The 19,090-nt window shown below is 61.6% G+C and carries 16 protein-coding genes; all 16 read right to left on the bottom strand.

Annotated features, from left to right (window positions below; translation table 11 throughout):
- Positions 1-13 precede the first annotated feature (13 nt).
- The 16 genes from ftsZ to mraZ all read right to left on the bottom strand — a co-directional run bounded on the left by ftsZ (position 14) and on the right by mraZ (position 18,884).
- On the bottom strand, positions 14-1,708 hold the full coding sequence (gene ftsZ / locus P2W41_RS07845) for a cell division protein FtsZ (protein WP_404934781.1): 1,695 nt from the start codon (positions 1,706-1,708) through the stop codon (positions 14-16).
- Positions 1,709-1,774: 66 nt separating this feature from the next.
- Positions 1,775-3,091 (bottom strand): cell division protein FtsA, encoded by a 1,317-nt coding sequence (gene ftsA, locus P2W41_RS07840; protein WP_292896428.1) that lies wholly within the window; start codon positions 3,089-3,091, stop codon positions 1,775-1,777.
- Positions 3,088-4,008 carry a cell division protein FtsQ/DivIB gene (locus P2W41_RS07835; protein WP_404934780.1) on the bottom strand — a complete coding sequence of 307 codons (921 nt, stop codon included), beginning with the start codon at positions 4,006-4,008 and terminating at the stop codon, positions 3,088-3,090. The genes ftsA and P2W41_RS07835 overlap by 4 nt, the downstream gene beginning before the upstream one ends.
- Complete coding sequence (locus tag P2W41_RS07830; protein WP_292896432.1) at positions 3,996-4,922, bottom strand: D-alanine--D-alanine ligase; 927 nt, start codon at positions 4,920-4,922, stop codon at positions 3,996-3,998. The genes P2W41_RS07835 and P2W41_RS07830 overlap by 13 nt, the downstream gene beginning before the upstream one ends.
- 308 nt (positions 4,923-5,230) lie before the next feature.
- Positions 5,231-6,193 (bottom strand): UDP-N-acetylmuramate dehydrogenase, encoded by a 963-nt coding sequence (gene murB / locus P2W41_RS07825; protein WP_404934779.1) that lies wholly within the window; start codon positions 6,191-6,193, stop codon positions 5,231-5,233.
- Positions 6,190-7,593: a UDP-N-acetylmuramate--L-alanine ligase gene (gene murC, locus P2W41_RS07820; RefSeq protein ID WP_404934778.1), complete on the bottom strand. Its 1,404-nt coding sequence runs from the start codon at positions 7,591-7,593 to the stop codon at positions 6,190-6,192. The genes murB and murC overlap by 4 nt, the downstream gene beginning before the upstream one ends.
- The gene (gene murG, locus P2W41_RS07815) at positions 7,590-8,714 is read right to left on the bottom strand and encodes an undecaprenyldiphospho-muramoylpentapeptide beta-N-acetylglucosaminyltransferase (protein WP_404934777.1); all 1,125 of its coding nucleotides are present in this window, start codon (positions 8,712-8,714) and stop codon (positions 7,590-7,592) included. Before murG ends, murC begins: the two co-directional genes overlap by 4 nt.
- Before the next feature lies 1 nt (position 8,715).
- On the bottom strand, positions 8,716-9,870 hold the full coding sequence (gene ftsW / locus P2W41_RS07810; RefSeq protein ID WP_292896439.1) for a putative lipid II flippase FtsW: 1,155 nt from the start codon (positions 9,868-9,870) through the stop codon (positions 8,716-8,718).
- A 1-nt stretch (position 9,871) separates the two neighbouring features.
- Positions 9,872-11,269: a UDP-N-acetylmuramoyl-L-alanine--D-glutamate ligase gene (murD, locus tag P2W41_RS07805; protein WP_404934776.1), complete on the bottom strand. Its 1,398-nt coding sequence runs from the start codon at positions 11,267-11,269 to the stop codon at positions 9,872-9,874.
- 9 nt (positions 11,270-11,278) lie between these two features.
- Complete coding sequence (gene mraY, locus P2W41_RS07800) at positions 11,279-12,361, bottom strand: phospho-N-acetylmuramoyl-pentapeptide-transferase (protein WP_292896443.1); 1,083 nt, start codon at positions 12,359-12,361, stop codon at positions 11,279-11,281.
- A 3-nt stretch (positions 12,362-12,364) separates the two neighbouring features.
- Complete coding sequence (locus P2W41_RS07795) at positions 12,365-13,789, bottom strand: UDP-N-acetylmuramoylalanyl-D-glutamyl-2,6-diaminopimelate--D-alanyl-D-alanine ligase (protein WP_404934775.1); 1,425 nt, start codon at positions 13,787-13,789, stop codon at positions 12,365-12,367.
- Entirely contained in the window at positions 13,786-15,240 is a 1,455-nt protein-coding gene (locus P2W41_RS07790) for a UDP-N-acetylmuramoyl-L-alanyl-D-glutamate--2,6-diaminopimelate ligase (protein WP_404934774.1), read from the bottom strand. The genes P2W41_RS07795 and P2W41_RS07790 overlap by 4 nt, the downstream gene beginning before the upstream one ends.
- Positions 15,241-15,302: 62 nt before the next feature.
- Entirely contained in the window at positions 15,303-17,024 is a 1,722-nt protein-coding gene (locus P2W41_RS07785; RefSeq protein WP_292900220.1) for a penicillin-binding protein 2, read from the bottom strand.
- Positions 17,024-17,392 carry a hypothetical protein gene (locus P2W41_RS07780; RefSeq protein WP_292896449.1) on the bottom strand — a complete coding sequence of 123 codons (369 nt, stop codon included), beginning with the start codon at positions 17,390-17,392 and terminating at the stop codon, positions 17,024-17,026. Before P2W41_RS07780 ends, P2W41_RS07785 begins: the two co-directional genes overlap by 1 nt.
- A gap of 8 nt (positions 17,393-17,400) precedes the next feature.
- A complete protein-coding gene (gene rsmH, locus P2W41_RS07775; protein ID WP_404934773.1) occupies positions 17,401-18,420 on the bottom strand; it encodes a 16S rRNA (cytosine(1402)-N(4))-methyltransferase RsmH in 1,020 nt (339 codons plus the stop codon).
- Entirely contained in the window at positions 18,417-18,884 is a 468-nt protein-coding gene (gene mraZ / locus P2W41_RS07770) for a division/cell wall cluster transcriptional repressor MraZ (protein ID WP_404934772.1), read from the bottom strand. The genes rsmH and mraZ overlap by 4 nt, the downstream gene beginning before the upstream one ends.
- Positions 18,885-19,090: the final 206 nt, after the last annotated feature.

Genomic DNA, 19,090 nt, shown 5'->3' with positions numbered 1-19,090 from the left:
CAGAGTTTTTCGCCTAGTTTGCTTGCCGGCGAAGAAACGCGGGAATCTCCAGGTGGTCCTCTTCCTGGATGTTCCGGGCCTGTGTGGTGAGTCGGCCATGCTCATCCAGCCGCCCCTGACGCGGTGCGTAGAGCTGCCCTTCGCTTTCCGCCGCGCGACGCGGCTGGGGCGCTGCCTGACGCAGCTTGGGTTCGCGGGGCTGCTCGGCATAACCTTGATCGCCGTCGCGGCGGGAAAGCCCGTGGGTAAGGCGCTTGATCAGCCCCATCGGGCCACGATCTTCATGCTCCTGCGATTTCGCTTCCATCTCGGCTTTCACCACCGGTGGGAAGTCTTCAACGCGGGGCATCCGGGGAGCGGAGACCTGTTCCTCCTGAACCCGCATCTGGGGCTGCGGCTCGAGGTGCTCGGCCACCGGTGCCGATTGGACCGGCTTGGGTGCCGGAGCAGCGGCTCGCGGAGCCGGCTGTACCGGCTGGGCACTGCGAAAGAGCGAGCTTTGCGGCTGAAAACCGCCATTGCTCATGGCCGGTCGCGCAGCCTGAGAGGCTGCTGGAGCCACTGCAGGCGCAGAGGCAGGCTCTGCCGTTGTACGCTCAGCCTGGCGAATGGCCTCGGCCACCGGATCGGCAGCAGGCTGCGGCTTCGGTTCAACGGAAGCAACCGCTGGCCGCTGCGCCTCGATCGCTCGCGGTTGCTGCATTGGACGCGTAGCCGTAGCAGGAGCGGAAATCTCGGCAGCGGACTTGTCGATGCCTGTCGCCACCACAGAAACGCGGATCACACCTTCGAGATCTTCGTCGAACGTCGCACCGAGAATGATGTTTGCGTCCGGATCGACCTCCTCGCGAATGCGGGTAGCTGCCTCGTCCACCTCGAACAGTGTCAGGTCGCGGCCGCCGGTGATCGAGATCAAAAGACCGCGAGCACCCTTCATGGAGCTCTCGTCCAGCAACGGATTGGCGATTGCCGCCTCGGCAGCGGCCATTGCACGGCCTTCGCCGGAAGCCTCGCCCGTGCCCATCATGGCCTTGCCCATCTCGCGCATCACCGAGCGAACGTCGGCGAAGTCGAGGTTGATCAGGCCTTCCTTGACCATCAGGTCGGTGATGCAGGCAACGCCTGAATAGAGCACCTGGTCAGCCATCGCGAAAGCGTCGGCGAAGGTGGTCTTGTCATTGGCGATGCGGAAGAGGTTCTGGTTCGGAATGACGATCAGCGTATCGACGCATTTCTGCAGTTCCTCGATACCGGCTTCCGCCGTCTTCATGCGGCGCTGGCCTTCGAAATGGAACGGCTTGGTGACGACGCCGACAGTCAGAATACCCTTCTCACGGGCAGCGCGCGCCACAACGGGAGCAGCACCGGTGCCGGTACCGCCGCCCATGCCTGCGGTCACGAAGCACATATGGGTGGAGGACAGGTGATCGACCAACTCGTCGATGCATTCTTCGGCGGCGGCTTTGCCAACTTCGGGCTGCGAACCGGCACCCAGCCCCTCGGTCACGGCAGCACCAAGCTGGATCAGGCGTTCGGCCTTGGATTGGGTCAGAGCCTGTGCGTCCGTATTGGCGACGACGAACTCGACGCCACGCAGGCCGGCATTGATCATGTTGTTGACGGCGTTTCCGCCCCCGCCTCCGACACCGAACACGGTGATGCGTGGCTTCAGCTCGGTAATATCCGGCTTCTGCAGATTGATAGTCATTGTCCTCGTCCTTTCCGCCTTTGCCGCCGCCTCGCCGCCGCGGTCGTCATTTGGGGCGCGCCCCCGCTAGAAGTTGCTTTTCAGCCATTGGCTGACGCGCTGGAACCGGCCGCCAGTGCCGGTTGCGCGAGTGAAAATGCCGCTCTTGCCGCTGCGGCCACGGTTTTCGAACTCCGCTACCTGCGGATAAATCAACAGCCCCACGGACGCGGAAAAAGCCGCCCCCTTGGCCGCTTCGGGCAACCCCGCCACGCCGAGCGGACGCCCGAGCCTGACATTGCGCCCGAACAGTCGCCGGGTTGCTTCCGGCAAACCGACGAGCTGGCTCGCGCCCCCCGTCAGAACCACCCTGCGCCCGACAAGGCCGCCATAGCCGGAGCGGCTGAGCTTGTCGCGAGCCATCTCCAGCGTTTCCTCGATGCGCGCACGGATGATCCTTGTCATAACCGCACGTGGCACCTGTATCGGCTGTTCGCTCGGATCAGCCCCCATCGGGTGGATCGAAACGATATCCCGGTCGTCGCTCGAAGACATGAGCGCCGAACCGTGCATCACCTTGAGCCGCTCGGCATCCTCGAGCCGCGCCGAAAGGCCACGCACCAGATCCATGGTCACATGGTTGCCTCCCACCGGCAGCGCGTCGGCCCACACGAATTTTCCTTCTGCGAAAACAGAGATCGTCGTCGTGCCGCCACCCATGTCGATACAGGCAGCACCCATCTGCGCCTCATCGTCCACCAGTGCTGCCAGACCGCTCGCATAGGGTGTTGCCACCATACGCTCGACCGAAAGATGCGAACGGTTGATGCAAAGCTCCAGATTGCGCAGCGGCGCCGCATCCGCCGTCAGGATGTGCATGTCGACACCAAGCTCCGCGCCGACCATCCCGCGTGGATCGCGAATGCCGCGCTCGGCATCGAGGCTGAACCCTGTTGCCAGCGAATGCACCACTTCACGCTCGGTCTCGAGCCCCTGCCGCGCACCGGCCGCGAGAACGCGGTTGATGTCGGACTGGGCGACTTCGTGACCGCCAAGATTGATCGACGCCGAAATCGTCTCGCTGCGCAGCCGCCCCGCCGACACATTGACGATCAGCGAATCCACGGTCAGCCCCGCCATGCGCTCGGCCGCATCCACAGCCAGCCGGATCGCCTCCTCGGCCCGGTCGAGATCGACGATCACACCGGATTTCATGCCCTGCGACTGCTGATGGCCGATGCCGATGACTTTCACACGGTGAGTGCGGTGCCGCAGCGCCCGCCCCTCTTCCGCCGGCATGAGCCTGGCAATGATGCAGCAGACCTTGCTCGACCCGACGTCAAGCACAGTGATGATGCCGGAGCGGCGGGCAGCGCCTTTCTTGGGATCTGATAACCAGCTCATATCTGCGCCCCGTCTGCAATTCGCGTCTTGTAGCGCTCACGCATCGCGTCCTGGTGCGCCTTGGCAGCTTCTTCCGAAAGACCGATCGCCATACGATCGGCGAGCCGCATATCCACCGAGATGATATCGCGCGACAGAAGGCCGTTCTTGCGATCAAGCGCGGCAAGCGTTGCCAGTGTCAGCGCCTCGTTATTCTCGGGCAGCTTCACGGTCACACCGTTCTTAAGCCGCAGATCCCAGCGCCTGTCTCCGACACGGATATAGGCCCGCACCTCGTTTGCGATGGCTGGATGCCGGGCAACCTTGGCGATGAATTCAGGGCCGGCCTCGCGCGCGCCAACGCCGATCACCATCGGCAGCGCCGCATGACGTCCGCCATCGAACGGCGCGATCACAGCTCCGTCTTTCTCGATCAGCGACAGCTCATTGCCATGCTGCCAGATCGCAAAGGGCCTCTTCTCGGTGATGTCCACTTCGAGAGTGGCCGGATAGACCTTGCGCACGGCAACGCCTTCGACCCAGGGCAGACCGGAAAGACGCTGCCTGGCATCCTCGGCATTGAAGCCCACCAGAGCCGTCCAGCCGTTCAGGCCGACTTCCTGCAGAACATCGATCTCCGAGGTTTCCTGATTGCCGATCACGTTGACCTGCGCGATGGCAAGCCCCGTGCGCGCGGTGACGCTCTGCAGAACCTGCGGCAGATGCCCGCCCGCAACGATGCCGTAAACCGCCGTGGCTCCAAGCAGAACCGCAGTTGCGATCGTAGCGCCATAGCGTGGCGCTTCGACTTCCCCTGCATTGACCCTGTGCATGAAGCGCGCCGGACGGCGCAACCAGCGCGGCAATACGATGTCGCCTCCGCGAAAGCGTCCGCCGCTCCGGCCCGTTCCGGCTTGAGATGACGTCAGCGAGAACACGAGGCGTCCTCCACAATCCAACTCAACAATTCACCAAACCCAATTCCCGCCGCAGCGGCGATCTCGGGCACCAGAGAGGTTGGCGTCATGCCGGGCTGCGTGTTTACCTCCAACCAGACAAGCTCCCCATCATCGGATTTGCGATCGTCGAAACGGAAGTCGGACCGGGACACGCCCCGGCAGCCAATAGCCTTGTGTGCCTTAAGGGCCAGTGTTTCTATTTTTTGGTAAATATTTGGTGAAAGTTTTGCCGGGCATTCGTGTTTTGAGCCGCCGGGAACGTATTTTGAATCATAATCGTAGAAGGCGTGCCCGACCGGAATGATCTCCGCGATGCCAAGCACCCGGTCCCCCATCACCGCACAGGTGAACTCACGCCCCGCAATGTAGCGCTCCACCATCACGCGCTCGCCGTACTGCCACTCGGTGGACCCGATAATCTGCGGCGGGTTGCTCTGCCCTTCGGTGACAATGACCACACCGAAGCTCGACCCCTCATTGACGGGCTTCACCACATAGGGCGGCGCCATGGGGTGCTCGTTGCCGATCTCGAAACGGTTCACCACCAGCGCATCGGCAACGGGAATACCCTCAGCCTTCGCCACCGTCTTGGCGAGCTGTTTGTCCATAGCCAATGCGGATGCGAGCACTCCCGAATGCGTGTAGGGGATGTCGAGATATTCGAGAATCCCCTGGATCGCCCCATCCTCACCGAACGGACCGTGCAATGCATTGAAGGCGACATCCGGGTTGAGTTCGGACAGAACACGCGCCACATCGCGCCCGACATCGACGCGCGTGACGGCATATCCCTCAACCTCGAGAGCATCGGCGCAGGCAGTGCCGGAAGAAAGACTGACCGGCCGTTCAGAGGAAAAACCTCCCATAAGTACGGCAACGTTCTTTCTCTTCATGGTCCGGCTACCCCCTTGTCCGGCCGCCCAGAATTTTGGGCGATAAGCTGCATTGGCCGAGTGAGACCTCCTCGATTAGGAAAGCCCCCGACCCGAACGCCGCGACTCAAATCAGTGATTACTTATGAGCCAAAGAATCAGAGGTTTGATTCCATGGCAAGGGCTTGAGATTCCCGACGATTCAATTTTCTGAAAATTTTACACTTTGTGAACGCGAACACCCGTGTCGCGCAACTTGACACGGCACGGCTGTATGAGCGTCAAAATCGTAAGAGAACCTTGCGTCGTGCGAAAAGTCGCATGCGAGCTTAGAGCATCTGCCCCAACAGCGGATCGATCTCGCGCCCCGGCCTGAATTCGCCAATGCGCTTGATCTCCCATTCCAGGCGAATCCCTGAATGCTCAAGCACACGAGCCCGGACCGTTTCACCCAGATATTCAAGGTCGTACCCGCTCGCCGTACCCGTGTTGATCATGAAATTGCAATGCATGGGCGACATCTGCGCCCCGCCGATGGTGAGGCCGCGGCATCCCGCCTTGTCGACCTCTTTCCAGGCCGATGACCCGGGCGGGTTCTTGAACGTTGAACCGCCTGTCTTTTCACGTATCGGCTGTACGGTCTCGCGATGGTGCTGGACCGCATCCATCTCTTTCTGGATCGTCTCCCGGTCTTCGGGATAGCCCTCCATCAGCGCAGAGGTGAAGATCAGATCTTTCGGCACCGAGGAATGGCGGTAGTCGTATCCCATATCGGCGTTCGAGAAGACGTGCGGTTCGCCCTTCCGGTCAAGCGCGCGCACTTCCACGACCCGCTCCCTGGTCTCGACGCCATTGGCACCGGCATTCATGCGCAGCGCACCACCCAGCCCGCCCGGTATGCCGTGGTAAAAGTGAAATCCACCGATGCCCGCCTCCAGCGCCGCGGCTGCGAGACGTTTGTCGGGGATGGCCGCTCCTGCACGGATTCGCGTATCCGAAACAATCTCTGCCTGCCCGAAGCCCTTGGCCGACAGGCGAACCACAAAACCACGAATGCCACCTTCGCGCACGAGAAGGTTCGAACCGATCCCCACCATGGTCACCGGAATGTCTTCCGGCACCGCCTTCAGGAAGGCAGCCAGATCCTCTTCATCAGCAGGCTGAAACAGCGCGTCGGCAGGCCCGCCGGCGCGAAACCAGGTGATCTTGTCCATGCCGGCGTCGGGTGTCAGACGCCCCCGCAGCCCCGACAGACGATCCCCGAGACGGTCGAGCAGAGCGGCCCCACTCATCCCTTTGCCCCCAGCTCGTCAGGAAGCGCATAGGCCCATTGCGTGATGTTGCCGGCGCCCAGATAGACGATGAAATCGCCCTCTTCCGCCCAGCTTCGCACTATGGGTTCCACCGCTTCCGGCCCTTCGATATGGGCAACGTCCCGATGTCCGGCCGCTCGGATCCGTGCCACCAGCGCCTCGGACGACACGCCTTCGATCGGGTCTTCACCGGCAGCATAGACCGGGGCAATCAACACCTTGTCGGCCTCGTTGAAACATGCCGCAAAATCATCGTAGAGATCGTGCAGCCGCGAATAACGGTGCGGCTGAGCAATGGCGAGAATACGCCCCTTGCAGGCTTCCCGGGCGGCTTTCAGAACCGCACGGATCTCCACCGGGTGATGCCCATAATCATCGAAGACGCTCACGCCGTTCCAGCTTCCGGTGAGCGTGAAACGGCGTTTGACGCCGCCAAAGCCCGCAAGGCCAGTACGGATCGCCTCATGGTCGATGCCCAGTTCATGCGCCACGGCGATCGCCGCCGTCGCGTTCGAAACATTGTGTTTTCCGGGCATGGGCAGGCGCAGTCCTTCGAGCGTTTCCGTGCGACCCGTCTTGCGATCGCGAAAGGTCACGTCAAACACGGAAACCGGCCCATCCATCCGGTGATTGGCAAAGCGCACATCCGACTGCGGGTTTTCGCCATAAGTGATAACCCGGCGATCCTCGATCCGTCCGACAAGCGCCTGAACCTCGGCGTGGTCGATACACATGGCAGCAAAGCCATAAAACGGTACATTCTCGACAAACTGGCGAAACGCTGCGCGCAGTTTGTCGAAATCACCATAATGATCGAGATGCTCCGGATCGATATTGGTGATGACGGCAATTTCCGCAGGCAGTTTCAGGAAGCTTCCATCGCTTTCATCGGCCTCCACCACCATCCAGTCACCTTCGCCCATACGCGCATTGGTGCCATAGGCATTGATGATGCCGCCATTGATCACGGTTGGATCGAAACCGCCCGCATCGAACAACGCGGCCACCATCGACGTGGTTGTGGTCTTGCCGTGCGTTCCGCCAATGGCGACCGCCTGGCGAAAGCGCATCAACTCGGCCAGCATCTCTGCGCGACGCACGATTGGCAGGTGTTTCTCGCGCGCAGCCACCAGTTCCGGATTGTTCTTCCTGATGGCAGTGGAGACGACGATGACTTCAGCCTCTCCCAGATTCTCTGCGGCATGTCCCACGAAAACCTCGATCCCCTTCTCGCGCAAACGCACAACATTGGGATTTTCGGCCTGATCCGACCCTTGCACCTGGTACCCCAGCGTATGCAGCGCTTCCGCGATACCACTCATGCCGATGCCGCCGATGCCGACGAAGTGCACGGTTCCGATCGTCTCCGGCATTTTCATGCGTGGCTTCCTTCTTTCACTGATTTGGCAGATTGGCCGGAGGCAATAGCCTCAACGAGGTCCGCAAGCAACGTAGCCGCATTCGTTTTACCCACGCCTTGCGCTGCCACAGCCATGTCGGCGAGGCGTTGAGGCTGCTCCATCGCTCCGCCGATCAGTTCGGCAAGCCGCTCCGCGCTGAGCGTGGCCTGCGGATGGAGTTCAGCCCCCCCGGCGCGCTCCAGCGCTGCTGCATTGGCTGCCTGATCGTGGTCGAGAGCATGTGGATATGGCACCAGAATGGCCGGTCGGCCAATCGCCGCAATCTCCGAAACGGTCGAGGCACCCGAACGCGATATCACCAGATGGCTCTCGGCAATGCGCCGCGCCATATCGTTGAAAAATGTCGAAACCTCTGCCGGCACACCGAGCTTGTCATAAGCGGCACGAACTTCCGCTTCGTCTTCCGGGCGCGCCTGTTGAGTGACGCGAAGGCGTTTGATTTGCTTCGGCGCGAGCTTCGCGATGGCAGCAGGGATGGCGTCGGAAAAAAACTGCGCGCCCTGGCTGCCGCCAAAGACAAGCAGACGAAACACCTCTTGCGAACCCGCCGCGCGATAGGTCTCGCCAGCCGCCTCGATAACCGCCGGACGGACCGGATTGCCCGTGGCGATAATTTTGTCCGCAAACGATCCTTCTTCGGCCAGAAAACCACCGGCAATGGCCTGAACACGCGATGCCAGCGCCTTGTTGGCGCGCCCCATCACGGCGTTCTGTTCATGGATAAGTGCCGGAATGCCTCGCCGCGTCGCCGCCCAGAGCGGCGGCAGGGTCGGGTATCCGCCGAAACCGACCACCGCGGCTGGCTTCAGCCGTTGCATCAGCGCCGAAGCCTGCTTGACGCCACGCCAGATGGTCCAGCCTGCTTTCAGGAGCGCTACCGGGTTTTTCGAACCGAATGTGGCGCTCTCGATGATATGGGTTTCCTCGGCCGGAAAATCGCCTGAGAAACGCGCCGCCCGCTTGTCAGTCGCCAGGTGCACCTGCCAGTCACGCGCGCGTAGCGCATGTGCCAGCGCTTCGGCCGGAAAGAGATGACCGCCGGTCCCACCGGCGGCAAGAAGTATCGCGCCTTTACCCATGTCAGTTCGCAATCGCCTCGTGTCCCGCTGGAGGCGCATAGGACACCGGACGGCGCTTTTCAGGTTTGCGACGGGTCAGCGCAAGGACAAAGCCCATGGAAATGGCCATGGCGATCAGCGAAGAACCGCCATAGGAGATGAAGGGCAGCGTCATGCCCTTGGCCGGCAGCATGCGGACATTCACGCCCATATTGATAATCGACTGAAAGCCAAACAGAATGACGAGACCGCTCACCGCATAGCGTGTGAAGTCGTCCTCCTCACGCCGCGCTTTCGTCAGCCCGCGCAAGACCACAAAGGCAAACAGCCCAAGCAGGATCAGACACAGGATGATGCCGAACTCCTCACCGGCAACCGCAAAGACAAAATCCGTGTGGCTGTCAGGCAGGATACGTTTGACGGTCCCTTCGCCAGGACCACGTCCAAACCAGCCGCCGCGGGTTATCGCCTCGATGCTCATATCCACCTGATAGGTGTCGCCCTCACCGGTCAGGAAGCGGTCTATGCGGTCGGCCACGTGAGGGAAAATCGTGTAGGCAAGAAAGGCCCCGCCTGCGCCCAAAGCGCCAAGCACCGCAATCCACAGCCACGGCATGCCGGCGATGAAGAACATCGCCCCCCAGGTGCCGAGAACCAGCATGGTCTGACCGAGATCGGGCTGGGCCACCAGAAGCGCGATCACAAGCCCCAGAAGAAGCATGGCGAACAGGTTGCCCGGGATCTCCGGCTGTCTGGCGTGCTCGTGAAAGAGCCATGCGCAGATCACCACAAAGGCCGGTTTCAGATATTCGGAAGGCTGAATGGAAACGCCGAACACATAAAGCCAGCGCCGCGAACCCTTGACTTCCATGCCTGCGAAAAGGGTGACCACCATCAGAACCAACGCGCCCGCAAGCATGACGAGAGCGACCCGACGCACCTGACGCGGACTGAGGAAGGAAATCGCGATCATGACCACCAACGCCGGCAGCATGTAAACGATCTGGCGCGTGACGAAATGAAAACTCGACAGGCCGATGCGCTCCGCCACGGCGGGGCTTGCCGCGAACGACAGGACCACGCCCAGCCCCATCAGCATGAGAAAGGCCGCGAGAAACCAACGGTCGATGGTCCACCACCAGTTTGCCACCGGGCTGCGATCGGTGCGGCTCACCATGTCACTTGCTCCCCATCATTTCGGTACCGGCGAGCGAACGCACCGCCTCGCGGAAGGCATCGCCGCGCACCTCAAAATTTCTGAACTGGTCGAAACTCGCACAGGCTGGCGAAAACAGAACCACAGCCTCCGGCGCGGGATCGCCCGCCGCATCGCGCGCCGCGTGGTCTACGGCTTTGTCTATCGTACCCGAAATCTCGAACGCCGTCGCCTCCCCGATGGTGGCAGCGAAAGCCGGTGCCGCCTCGCCAATGAGGTAGGCCTTGGCGATCCGCGGAAAGAAACTCTTCAGCGTCTCGATCCCGCCCTCCTTGGGCAGGCCGCCGGCGATCCAGTAGATGCGCTCAAAACTCGCCAATGCTCGTTCTGCTGCGTCGGAATTGGTGGCTTTCGAGTCATTGACGAAGAGGACCCGCCCCCGGCGCGCCACCTGCTCCATCCGGTGGGCGAGCCCCGGGAAACTGTTGAAACCGGCCTGGATATCGTCCGCCGTCAGGCCGCACTCGATACAGGTCGCGAGGGCCGCCAGCGCGTTCTGAGCGTTGTGTGCGCCACGCAGAGAACCGATGCCTTCAAGCGTCGCCAGTTTCTCCGCAACGCCACCGACAGCCCGCATGAGATCGAAACCCTTCAGATAAAATCCATCGGAAAGCGATGATGTCGCCGAGATGCGCTGAAGCTTCCGCCCATTTTTTTCAAGCCGGTTGGCGATGTGCCGGCAGTCGGGATCGTCGACACCGATAATCGCCAGCCTGCTCTTGGCCACCAGGCGTTCCTTGATACCAGCGTAATTCTCGAAGGAGCCGTGCCGGTCCAGATGGTCGGGCGAAAGATTGAGCAGAATGCCGACCGAAGGATCAAGCGTGGGAGCAAGATCGATCTGATAGGAAGAACATTCCACCACATGGTATCGATCAGCAGCAGGAGGTTCGAGCGTCATCACGGCCCGGCCGATATTGCCACCCATCTGCGTGTCGCGTCCCCCACTTTTGAGAATGTGGGCGATCAGAGCCGTTGTCGTGCTCTTGCCGTTGGTGCCGGTGATGGCAACAAACGGTGCCTCAGATGCATGGGCCCGGCGCTCGCGTGCGAAAAGCTCCACGTCGCCGATGATTTCCACTCCCGCTCCCCGCGCGAGATCCACGCTCCAGTGCGGACGCGGATGGGTCAGAGGTACGCCCGGCGATAGAACCAGGGCCTCCTGTCCGCTCCAGTCGATGTTCCGCAGGTCTTCTGTCGGCACGCCTTCGCCCGCCGCGCGCGCCACGCTGCCGGGGTTGTCGTCAAAAGCCGTCACCCGCGCCCCGCCGGCCATCAGCGCGTGGGCGGTGGCGATACCCGAACCGCCGAGCCCGAAAAGGGCGATGGTTTTGTCCTTGAAAACCGTGGCCGGAATCATTGGCGACCCCTAACGCAGCTTGAGAGTGGAAAGCCCGATCAGGGCGAGCAGCACCGCGATGATCCAGAACCGGATCACCACCTGGCTTTCCGTCCAGCCGAGCTTTTCGAAATGGTGATGGATCGGTGCCATCAGGAACACGCGTTTGCCGGTCATCTTGAAGACCGCCACCTGGATGATCACAGACAGGATTTCCACCACGAACAGCCCGCCGATAATGGCGAGCACGATCTCGTGCTTGGTCGCCACCGCCACCGAGCCGATCAGGCCACCCAGTGCCAGTGATCCGGTGTCTCCCATGAAGATCGCCGCCGGCGGCGCGTTGAACCACAGGAAGCCGAGCCCCGCGCCGATCACAGCACCCAGGATCACCGCCAGCTCACCCGTGCCCGGCACGAAATGGATCTGCAGATAGTTGGCGAAAATGGCGTTACCGGAGAGGTAGGCGATCACGCCGAATGAAGCCGCCGCCACCATCACCGGCACGGTGGCAAGCCCGTCGAGCCCGTCCGTCAGGTTCACCGCATTGCCCGCTCCCACGATCACAAAGGCCGCGAACGGGATGAAGAAAATGCCCAAATTGAGCAGAAAATCCTTGAAGAACGGAAAGGTCAGCGAGGAGGAAAATGGCGCCTGCCCCGCCTGCATGATGGTCCATGCGGCAAGCCCCGCGATCAGGAACTCCGCCGAAAGCCGTGCCTTTCCCGAAAAACCCCGGTGAGACTGCTTCGTCACCTTGAGGTAATCGTCATAGAAACCGATCGCGCCAAAACCCACCGTCACCATCAGCACCACCCAGACATAGACGCTGGAAAGGTTTGCCCACAGCGCGCACGAACCCAGAATGCCCGACAGCATCATGAGCCCGCCCATGGTGGGCGTGCCAGCCTTCTTGAAATGGGTCTGCGGTCCGTCGGCACGGATCGGCTGTCCCTTACCCTGCCGCACTCTTAGCGAGGCGATGATCATCGGCCCGAACAGAAACACGATCAGCGCCGAGGTGATCAGCGCTCCGCCGGTGCGGAAAGTGATGTAACGGAATACGTTGAAGACCGAAACTTCATCGGCCAGTTCAACGAGCATCATGAGCATGGATCAGTCCCCCGTCGCCGCGCCCGGATAGGTGTTGATAAAGGCGTCGACCAGTTTGTTGAAGCCGATGCTCTTCGAAGATTTGATCATCACGGCGTCGCCCGGCTTCACCGCGTTGATCACAAGATCGCGCAATTCGTCTGTCGTCTCGCGGTATTCGACCGGCAGCCCGTCCGGCAGCGCCTCTGCCAGCGCCTTCATCTCGCGGCCGGCAAGAAACACGCAGTCCGTTCCCGCCCCGGTGACAAGGTCGGCCAGCCCGGCATGCAGTTTTGGCGCATGCGCGCCAAGCTCAGCCATGTCGCCGAGAATGGCGATGCGCCGCCCTCCCTCGCCCACTTCCGCGCGCTGCAGCAGATCGAACGCGGCACCCATCGAGGCCGGATTGGCGTTGAAGCTCTCATCGATCAGCGTGAACGCGCCACCCTCCAGCATCAGCCGGTGCCGCGCGCCGCGCCCGGCTTCCGATCCGAAGGAACCGAGCGCCATCGCCGCCTTCTGCACATCCGCGCGCGCCAGGTGCACGGCGCCCAGCGTCGCAAGCGCATTTTGAACCATATGCCGCCCCGGTGCACCGAGACGCACTTCCGTTTCCTCGCCTTCGATCTTGATGGCAAAGGTGGAGGAGTGCGCGCCGCATTCGGCATGCATCAACCGTATATCGGAGCGCGCATTCTCGCCAAAGCCGGCGATGGTTTTCACCCCTGCTTCCTCCGCAATCGCCGAAAGCAGCTTCCAGCGTTTGTCGTCGCGATTGATCAGCGCAGCACCGCCCTTCACGACACCTTCGAAAATCTCGCCCTTGGCGCGCGCGATCTCGTCGACGCTCTTGAAGAAACCCAGATGCGCCGCCGCTACCAGCGTGACAACGGCGATATGCGGACGAACCATCTTCACCAGAGGGCGAATTTCGTCCGGGTGGTTCATGCCGATCTCGAAGATCGCAAAATCGCAATCGGCCGGCATTCTGGCGAGCGTCAGGGGCACACCCCAATGGTTGTTGAAAGAGCGGTCCGCCGCATGAACGCTCCCGCAGGCCGAAAAGGCCTGCCGCATCATGTTCTTGGTAGACGTCTTGCCGACCGAACCGGTCACCGCCACGATCTTGGCGCGGCTGCGCAGGCGCGCGGCACGGCCCAGATCTTCCATGGCCGTCTGCACGTCCGGCACCACGAGCTTCGGCACGGCCAACCGCCCGAGCGCAGGCAGCTTCGCCTCGGAGACCACCAGCACCGAAGCCCCTGCCGCCATGGCGGCGGTGGCAAAATCATGCCCATCGAACCTCTCCCCCTGAATGGCGAAGAACGCGTCGCCCGGCTGCAGCGTCCGCGTGTCGATGGAAATTCCGGTTATTGCCGTTGCCGGCTGGCCGAGCGGCCTGCCACCCGTTGCCTGCACCAGCGCATCATGTGTCCACAACACGCTCATCCGGCCCGCTCCGCGAGTGCGGCCCGCACTTCCTCATGATCCGAGAAATGATGCTTTTGGCCGGCGATCTCCTGACCGGTTTCGTGGCCCTTGCCGGCGACAATCAGCGTATCGCCCTCTTCAAGCATCGAAACCGCGGACCGGATCGCTTCATGTCGGTCCCCGATCTCACGCGCACCCGGCGCCGCAGCCATTATGGCCGACCGGATCGTAGCCGGGTCTTCCGAACGCGGATTGTCGTCGGTAACGATCGCCACATCTGCCAGGCGCGACGCAATCTCGCCCATGATCGGTCGTTTTCCCGTGTCGCGGTCACCGCCGCAGCCGAAAACGACGATAACCCGCCCTGTCGTGAACGGACGCACCGATTTCAGCACGTTCTCCAGCCCATCCGGCTTGTGCGCATAATCCACATAGACCTGAGCGCCGTTTTCTGCCGTCCCCACGAGTTCGAGGCGGCCCGAGGCCCCCTTGAGCTTTTCCAGAGCCGCAAACGCCGTCTCGACCGCCGTACCGGTGCTGATTGCCAACCCGGCCGCAACCAGTGCATTGGCCACTTGGAAATCGCCGGCAAGCGGCAGGTCGACTTCGTAAATGACGCCCTCGACATCCACCTCCGCCCGCTGACGGTGGCGCTCGTGCTCCACTCGCTTCAGCGTCAGGAATGCCCCCTGCCGGCCCACCGTACGTACGTCAAGACCGGCCGACCGCGCGGCAGCCACCGTTGGCTCGGTCCATGGATCGTCGGCAAAGACCACCGCAGGCGTTCCCCTCGGCATGAGTGTATCGAACAGCCGGAGCTTGGCCCTGTGATACTCCTCAACCGTTGGATGATAATCCATGTGATCGCGGCCCAGATTGGTAAAACCACCAGCCGAGAGCCGCACCCCATCGAGACGGCGCTGATCGAGGCCATGGCTTGAAGCTTCCATGGAGGCATGGCTCACACCTTCACCCGCCAGTTCATCGAGCAGCCGATGCAGGGCGATTGGATCGGGTGTCGTCAGTTCGCCATATTCGTCCCGTCCCGGCGCCACCACGCCCGTCGTGCCGATGCTCGCGGCCGGCAGTCCTGAGTGTTCCCATATCTGACGCGTGAAAGAGGCAACAGAGGTTTTGCCACTGGTTCCGGTCACCGCAACCATCGTAGCGGGCTGGCGCGGAAAAAGCTGCGCCGCACACAGGGCAAGCGCGCGCCGGGGATCGTTTGTTTCAATGACCGGCACTCCGGGCTCGGAAGAAAGCGCTCCGGGAGCGGCAATGACGGCAATTGCACCCTTGCGGGCAGCTTCCTCGGCAAAGACTGCCCCATTGGCCTTTGTTCCTGCCAGGGCGAAAAAAAGGTTCCCCGCCTCGACTTTTCGCGAATCCGCCGAAATCCCCGAGATTTCCGCTTCCGCAGACAACAATCCCTGTAGAGGAAGAATTTCCGCCAATTCACTGAACTTCATGAGGCCCCGGTACTTTCAATTGCGTTTGTTTTCTCGGCACATGGCCGTCTCACTGCGCCGACTCACTGCTGCGAAATCAGCAAGGCATCACTTTCTTGACCGAATTCAGGCTTGACGCCAAGCAGCGGCGCGGAACGGCGGATGATGTTGCGCACCATCGGCGCAGCGTTCAGACCGGCAGTCGCGCCAATCCCCTCCCGCTCAGGCTTGGGTTCATCCACAAAAACCAGCACGATATATTCGGGGTCATCGACCGGGAAACCGGCGATAAATGCATTGAAGCGGACATTCTTGGAGTAGCGGCCGTTGACGACCTTTTCCGCCGTACCTGTTTTGCCGCCCACATAATAGCCTTCGACCTCAGCCCGCCGGCCGGATCCCTTTTCGGAGTTGAGGCGGAAAAGATACCGCATCTGGGCGCTTGTCTTGGGCGAAATCACCTGCTCTGCGATTTCGTTTGCCTCCGCCTCCGAGCGCGGCAGAAACGTTGGCGGGATAAGCTTGCCACCGTTCAGCATGGCCGCGGCCGCCACCGCGGTTTGCAGCGGCGTCGTGGCGACACCATGACCATAGGAGATCGTGATCGAGTTGATCTTCTTCCACTCCTTCGGTTCTGTCGGCAAGGCAACTTCAGGCAGCTCCGTGGACATCCGCCCCAGAAGACCGATCTTCTCAAGAAACGCCCTGTGCCCCTCGATACCCACCACATCGGCCATCTTTGCTGTGCCGATATTGGAAGAGTAGATGAAGATTTCGGGCACGCTCAGGACGCGGCGTTTTCCATGAAAATCGTTGATCGTGAAACCACCGATACGGATGGGCCGTGTCGCATCGAAACTGTCGTTGATGCTCACCAGACCAGAATCCAGCCCCATCGCGGTGGTGAAGATCTTAAAGGTCGAGCCCATCTCGAACACGCCGGCCGACATGCGGTTCAACCTGTCTTTGTCGAGCGCGTTCACCGGGTTGTTGGGATCGTAATCGGGCACAGATGCCATCCCCACCACTTCACCGGTATTGGCGTTCAACACCACAGCACCGGCTGCAATCGCCTGATACCGGTCAAGTGCCTGAACCAGTTCGTCGCGGATGATGTGCTGTACACGCAGGTCGATCGACAGCTTGACGGGCTCCAGATGCCCTTCCACCGCAAGCCCCGTGGCCTGCAGGTCTGCAAGGCCCTGATCATCGACGAATTTTTCGATACCCGCGATGCCTTTATTGTCGATGTTCACGAGCCCAAGGATATGCGATGCGGTCGGTCCGCCCGGATAGAAACGCCGCTTTTCCGTGCGAAAGCCAAGCCCTGGCACTCCCAGGGCCAGAATATCCGCCTGCTGGCGCGGCGAGAGCTGACGGCGCAGCCACACGAAGCCCGCATCGCTGTCTAGTCTCCGGTAGGTCTGCTGATAGTTGAGGTCGGGAAGAACCGTGGACAGTTTTTCGATCGCCTCGTCGATGTCCACAATACGCCGCGGTTCGGCGAACAGCGAGGCTGTCTTGATGTCCGTCGCGAGCACTTCACCATTGCGATCCACCAGGTCTGGACGCGAGGCGGTCACGCGGGCTGCCGGAACGCTTGGCTCGGGCTCATCCTGCAGGGCGAGATGAACCAGCCGCCCGCCGAGCGCCGCATAGATACCGAACATGACGGCCATCGCCATCACCACCCGGTTCTGGGCCCGCCCCCCACGGGATTTGGCGGTTCCATCCATCACGATCGTTGCAGCCCCCCGGCGAACGGCCGAGGATGCCAGGTCGTCCGCATATCCGCTCGAGCTCATCATGGCTGCACCGCCCCGGTTGTCGTCTGGTCAGGTTCGCCTCCGGCCTCCGCCATGCCGCCGACGAGCCCTTCAATGGTCAGGGATTTTTCCGGAAGGTCAGAGAATTCGGCGATTTGCGGCGCCTCCACGGGCTGCAACCCAAGTTCGTCCTTGTATGTCTCGGCCAGTCGCTGCAGGCGAGCAGGCTGGGTCAGAAGGCTCCAGTCGGCCTTGAGGAGATCGATTGAATCCTCCTCCAGCTCTGCCTGACGCTCGATCTTGCGCAGTTCCTCATATTTGGCTTCGGCATCGTGCTTGGTCTTGTAGGTAAACGCCGCCGCCGCCATCATGACCGTGATCAGCACAATATCGCTCGTGCGAAACATCTTTGCCTCTACCTCTCACCAGCACGCGTCGGTCGCGGAAAGCGCGAAAGACCGACAATGTCGAAATCAACCTCTCCGGCGTGTGCCTCACTGCGCACTGCCAGTCTGAGGCGCGCCGAGCGAGCCCTCGGGTTTTGCTCAGTCTCCTCCCGCGTCGGCGCAACGGGCTTGGCCGGTTTGTGAAATGTAGGAGCGGCGTCATGCACCTCAGGCAGATGGCGGGAGCCGCCCTGCCCCCCGGCGCGCTCAACCATGAAGCGTTTCACGATCCGGTCTTCCAGAGAATGAAATGTCACCACGACCAGCCGCCCGCCGGGTTTCAGAACCCGCTCGGCCGCAAAAAGCGCCCGTGCCAGTTCACCGAGCTCGTCATTGACGTAGATACGCAACCCCTGAAAGACGCGCGTTGCAGGATGAATTTTCTCCTGCGGTCGACGGCCAACGATCTTTTCGACGGCACGCGCCAGATCCAGCGTTGTCTCGAAAGGCTTTTCGGCCCGGAGCCGCTCCAGGCCCCGTGCGATACGCCCCGCCTGACGCTCCTCGCCCAAAATTCCGAAGATGCGCGCCAGATCGCCCGCCTTCATCGTGTTGACCACATCGGCCGCGCTCAAACCCGAGCGCTCCATGCGCATGTCGAGTGGTCCATCCTTCTGGAAGGAGAATCCGCGCACCGCCTGATCGATCTGCATGGAGGAAACGCCGATATCGAGCACAACACCGTCGACCTGGCCATCGACAACCTCATCGAGCCTCGAAAACCGGTTCTCCACCAGTCTAAGACGTCCGTCCCATTTCTCCACAAGTGCCTGACCTGCTTGGATGGCTGTCGGGTCACGATCGATCGCCGTGACCGATGCACCGTCTTCAAGCAGCGCGGTTGTGTATCCGCCAGCCCCGAAAGTCCCGTCGATGAAATGCTGGCCATCGAGAGGCTGAAGAGCTTCGAGAACTTCGCGCAAAAGAACCGGAATGTGGCGGGCCGGTCCGCCACCGGCCGGGCTTTCGCCGCCGGGGCCCGCCATCATTCCGACTGTCCGGCAGCACGGGCCGATGTGGCCGCCTGCCGAAGCTTGAGAAGCCGTTCGCGCACCGCTTGCCCATGGGCCTTCAGCCGCTCCGGCTCCCAGATCTGAAAGAAATGCCCGCGCCCAACGAAGGCTACATCCTTCGTGATGCCGGTGTGCTCGCGAATGAAATCCGTCACGGTGATGCGTCCATCTTGGTCGAGTTTCAGGAACGCGCCATCGCCATGCACGAAAAATGACATGTCGTCCGCGGTCTGCAGAAAAGGGTCTTCCTGCGCGATCCTCGCCTCGTAGCGATCGAGCAGATCGAGACCGCCCACATCCATCGCAGGAATGTCGAGCGCCCGAAGCCCGTAGAGTTCGGTAAAACCACGCTTTTGAACGACGGAGCGAAAATGCGCCGGCACCGAGACCCGACCCTTGGAGTCGATCTTGTTTACTGCATTCGACAGAAACCGGTCCATGACGCGTTGTGGCCAAAAGGCCCATGCCCCTCTGCATCTCTTCAGCCGCGCTCAGATGCGGCTCTCCGAACATTTGCCCGCCCCCCTGCAAGGGTGAATCCCAGCTGCCACGCCGCCCTGAAAAAGAGGTCGACATGGGAGGAACCCGTACTCCAACTGCAACGAAACGCTGATTTGTTATATGGGGTACCATGGGCCGATATGGG

This window comes from Nitratireductor sp. L15S-10 (genome assembly GCF_045011005.1).
Classification (GTDB): Bacteria; Pseudomonadota; Alphaproteobacteria; order Rhizobiales; family Rhizobiaceae; genus Nitratireductor.
The sequence above is the reverse complement of the archived record's forward strand: the minus strand, read 5'-3'. Positions and strand labels throughout refer to the sequence as shown.

Excerpts from the sequence above, each read along its gene's own strand:
- ftsZ (WP_404934781.1), bottom strand. The coding sequence starts at position 1,708 with ATGACTATCAATCTGCAGAAGCCGGATATTACCGAGCTGAAGCCACGC.
- ftsA (WP_292896428.1), bottom strand. The coding sequence starts at position 3,091 with ATGAGCTGGTTATCAGATCCCAAGAAAGGCGCTGCCCGCCGCTCCGGC.
- P2W41_RS07830 (WP_292896432.1), bottom strand. The coding sequence starts at position 4,922 with ATGAAGAGAAAGAACGTTGCCGTACTTATGGGAGGTTTTTCCTCTGAA.
- murB (WP_404934779.1), bottom strand. The coding sequence starts at position 6,193 with ATGAGTGGGGCCGCTCTGCTCGACCGTCTCGGGGATCGTCTGTCGGGG.
- murC (WP_404934778.1), bottom strand. The coding sequence starts at position 7,593 with ATGAAAATGCCGGAGACGATCGGAACCGTGCACTTCGTCGGCATCGGC.
- murG (WP_404934777.1), bottom strand. The coding sequence starts at position 8,714 with ATGGGTAAAGGCGCGATACTTCTTGCCGCCGGTGGGACCGGCGGTCAT.
- ftsW (WP_292896439.1), bottom strand. The coding sequence starts at position 9,870 with ATGGTGAGCCGCACCGATCGCAGCCCGGTGGCAAACTGGTGGTGGACC.
- murD (WP_404934776.1), bottom strand. The coding sequence starts at position 11,269 with ATGATTCCGGCCACGGTTTTCAAGGACAAAACCATCGCCCTTTTCGGG.
- mraY (WP_292896443.1), bottom strand. The coding sequence starts at position 12,361 with ATGCTCATGATGCTCGTTGAACTGGCCGATGAAGTTTCGGTCTTCAAC.
- P2W41_RS07795 (WP_404934775.1), bottom strand. The coding sequence starts at position 13,789 with ATGAGCGTGTTGTGGACACATGATGCGCTGGTGCAGGCAACGGGTGGC.
- P2W41_RS07790 (WP_404934774.1), bottom strand. The coding sequence starts at position 15,240 with ATGAAGTTCAGTGAATTGGCGGAAATTCTTCCTCTACAGGGATTGTTG.
- P2W41_RS07785 (WP_292900220.1), bottom strand. The coding sequence starts at position 17,024 with ATGAGCTCGAGCGGATATGCGGACGACCTGGCATCCTCGGCCGTTCGC.
- P2W41_RS07780 (WP_292896449.1), bottom strand. The coding sequence starts at position 17,392 with ATGTTTCGCACGAGCGATATTGTGCTGATCACGGTCATGATGGCGGCG.
- rsmH (WP_404934773.1), bottom strand. The coding sequence starts at position 18,420 with ATGATGGCGGGCCCCGGCGGCGAAAGCCCGGCCGGTGGCGGACCGGCC.
- mraZ (WP_404934772.1), bottom strand. The coding sequence starts at position 18,884 with ATGGACCGGTTTCTGTCGAATGCAGTAAACAAGATCGACTCCAAGGGT.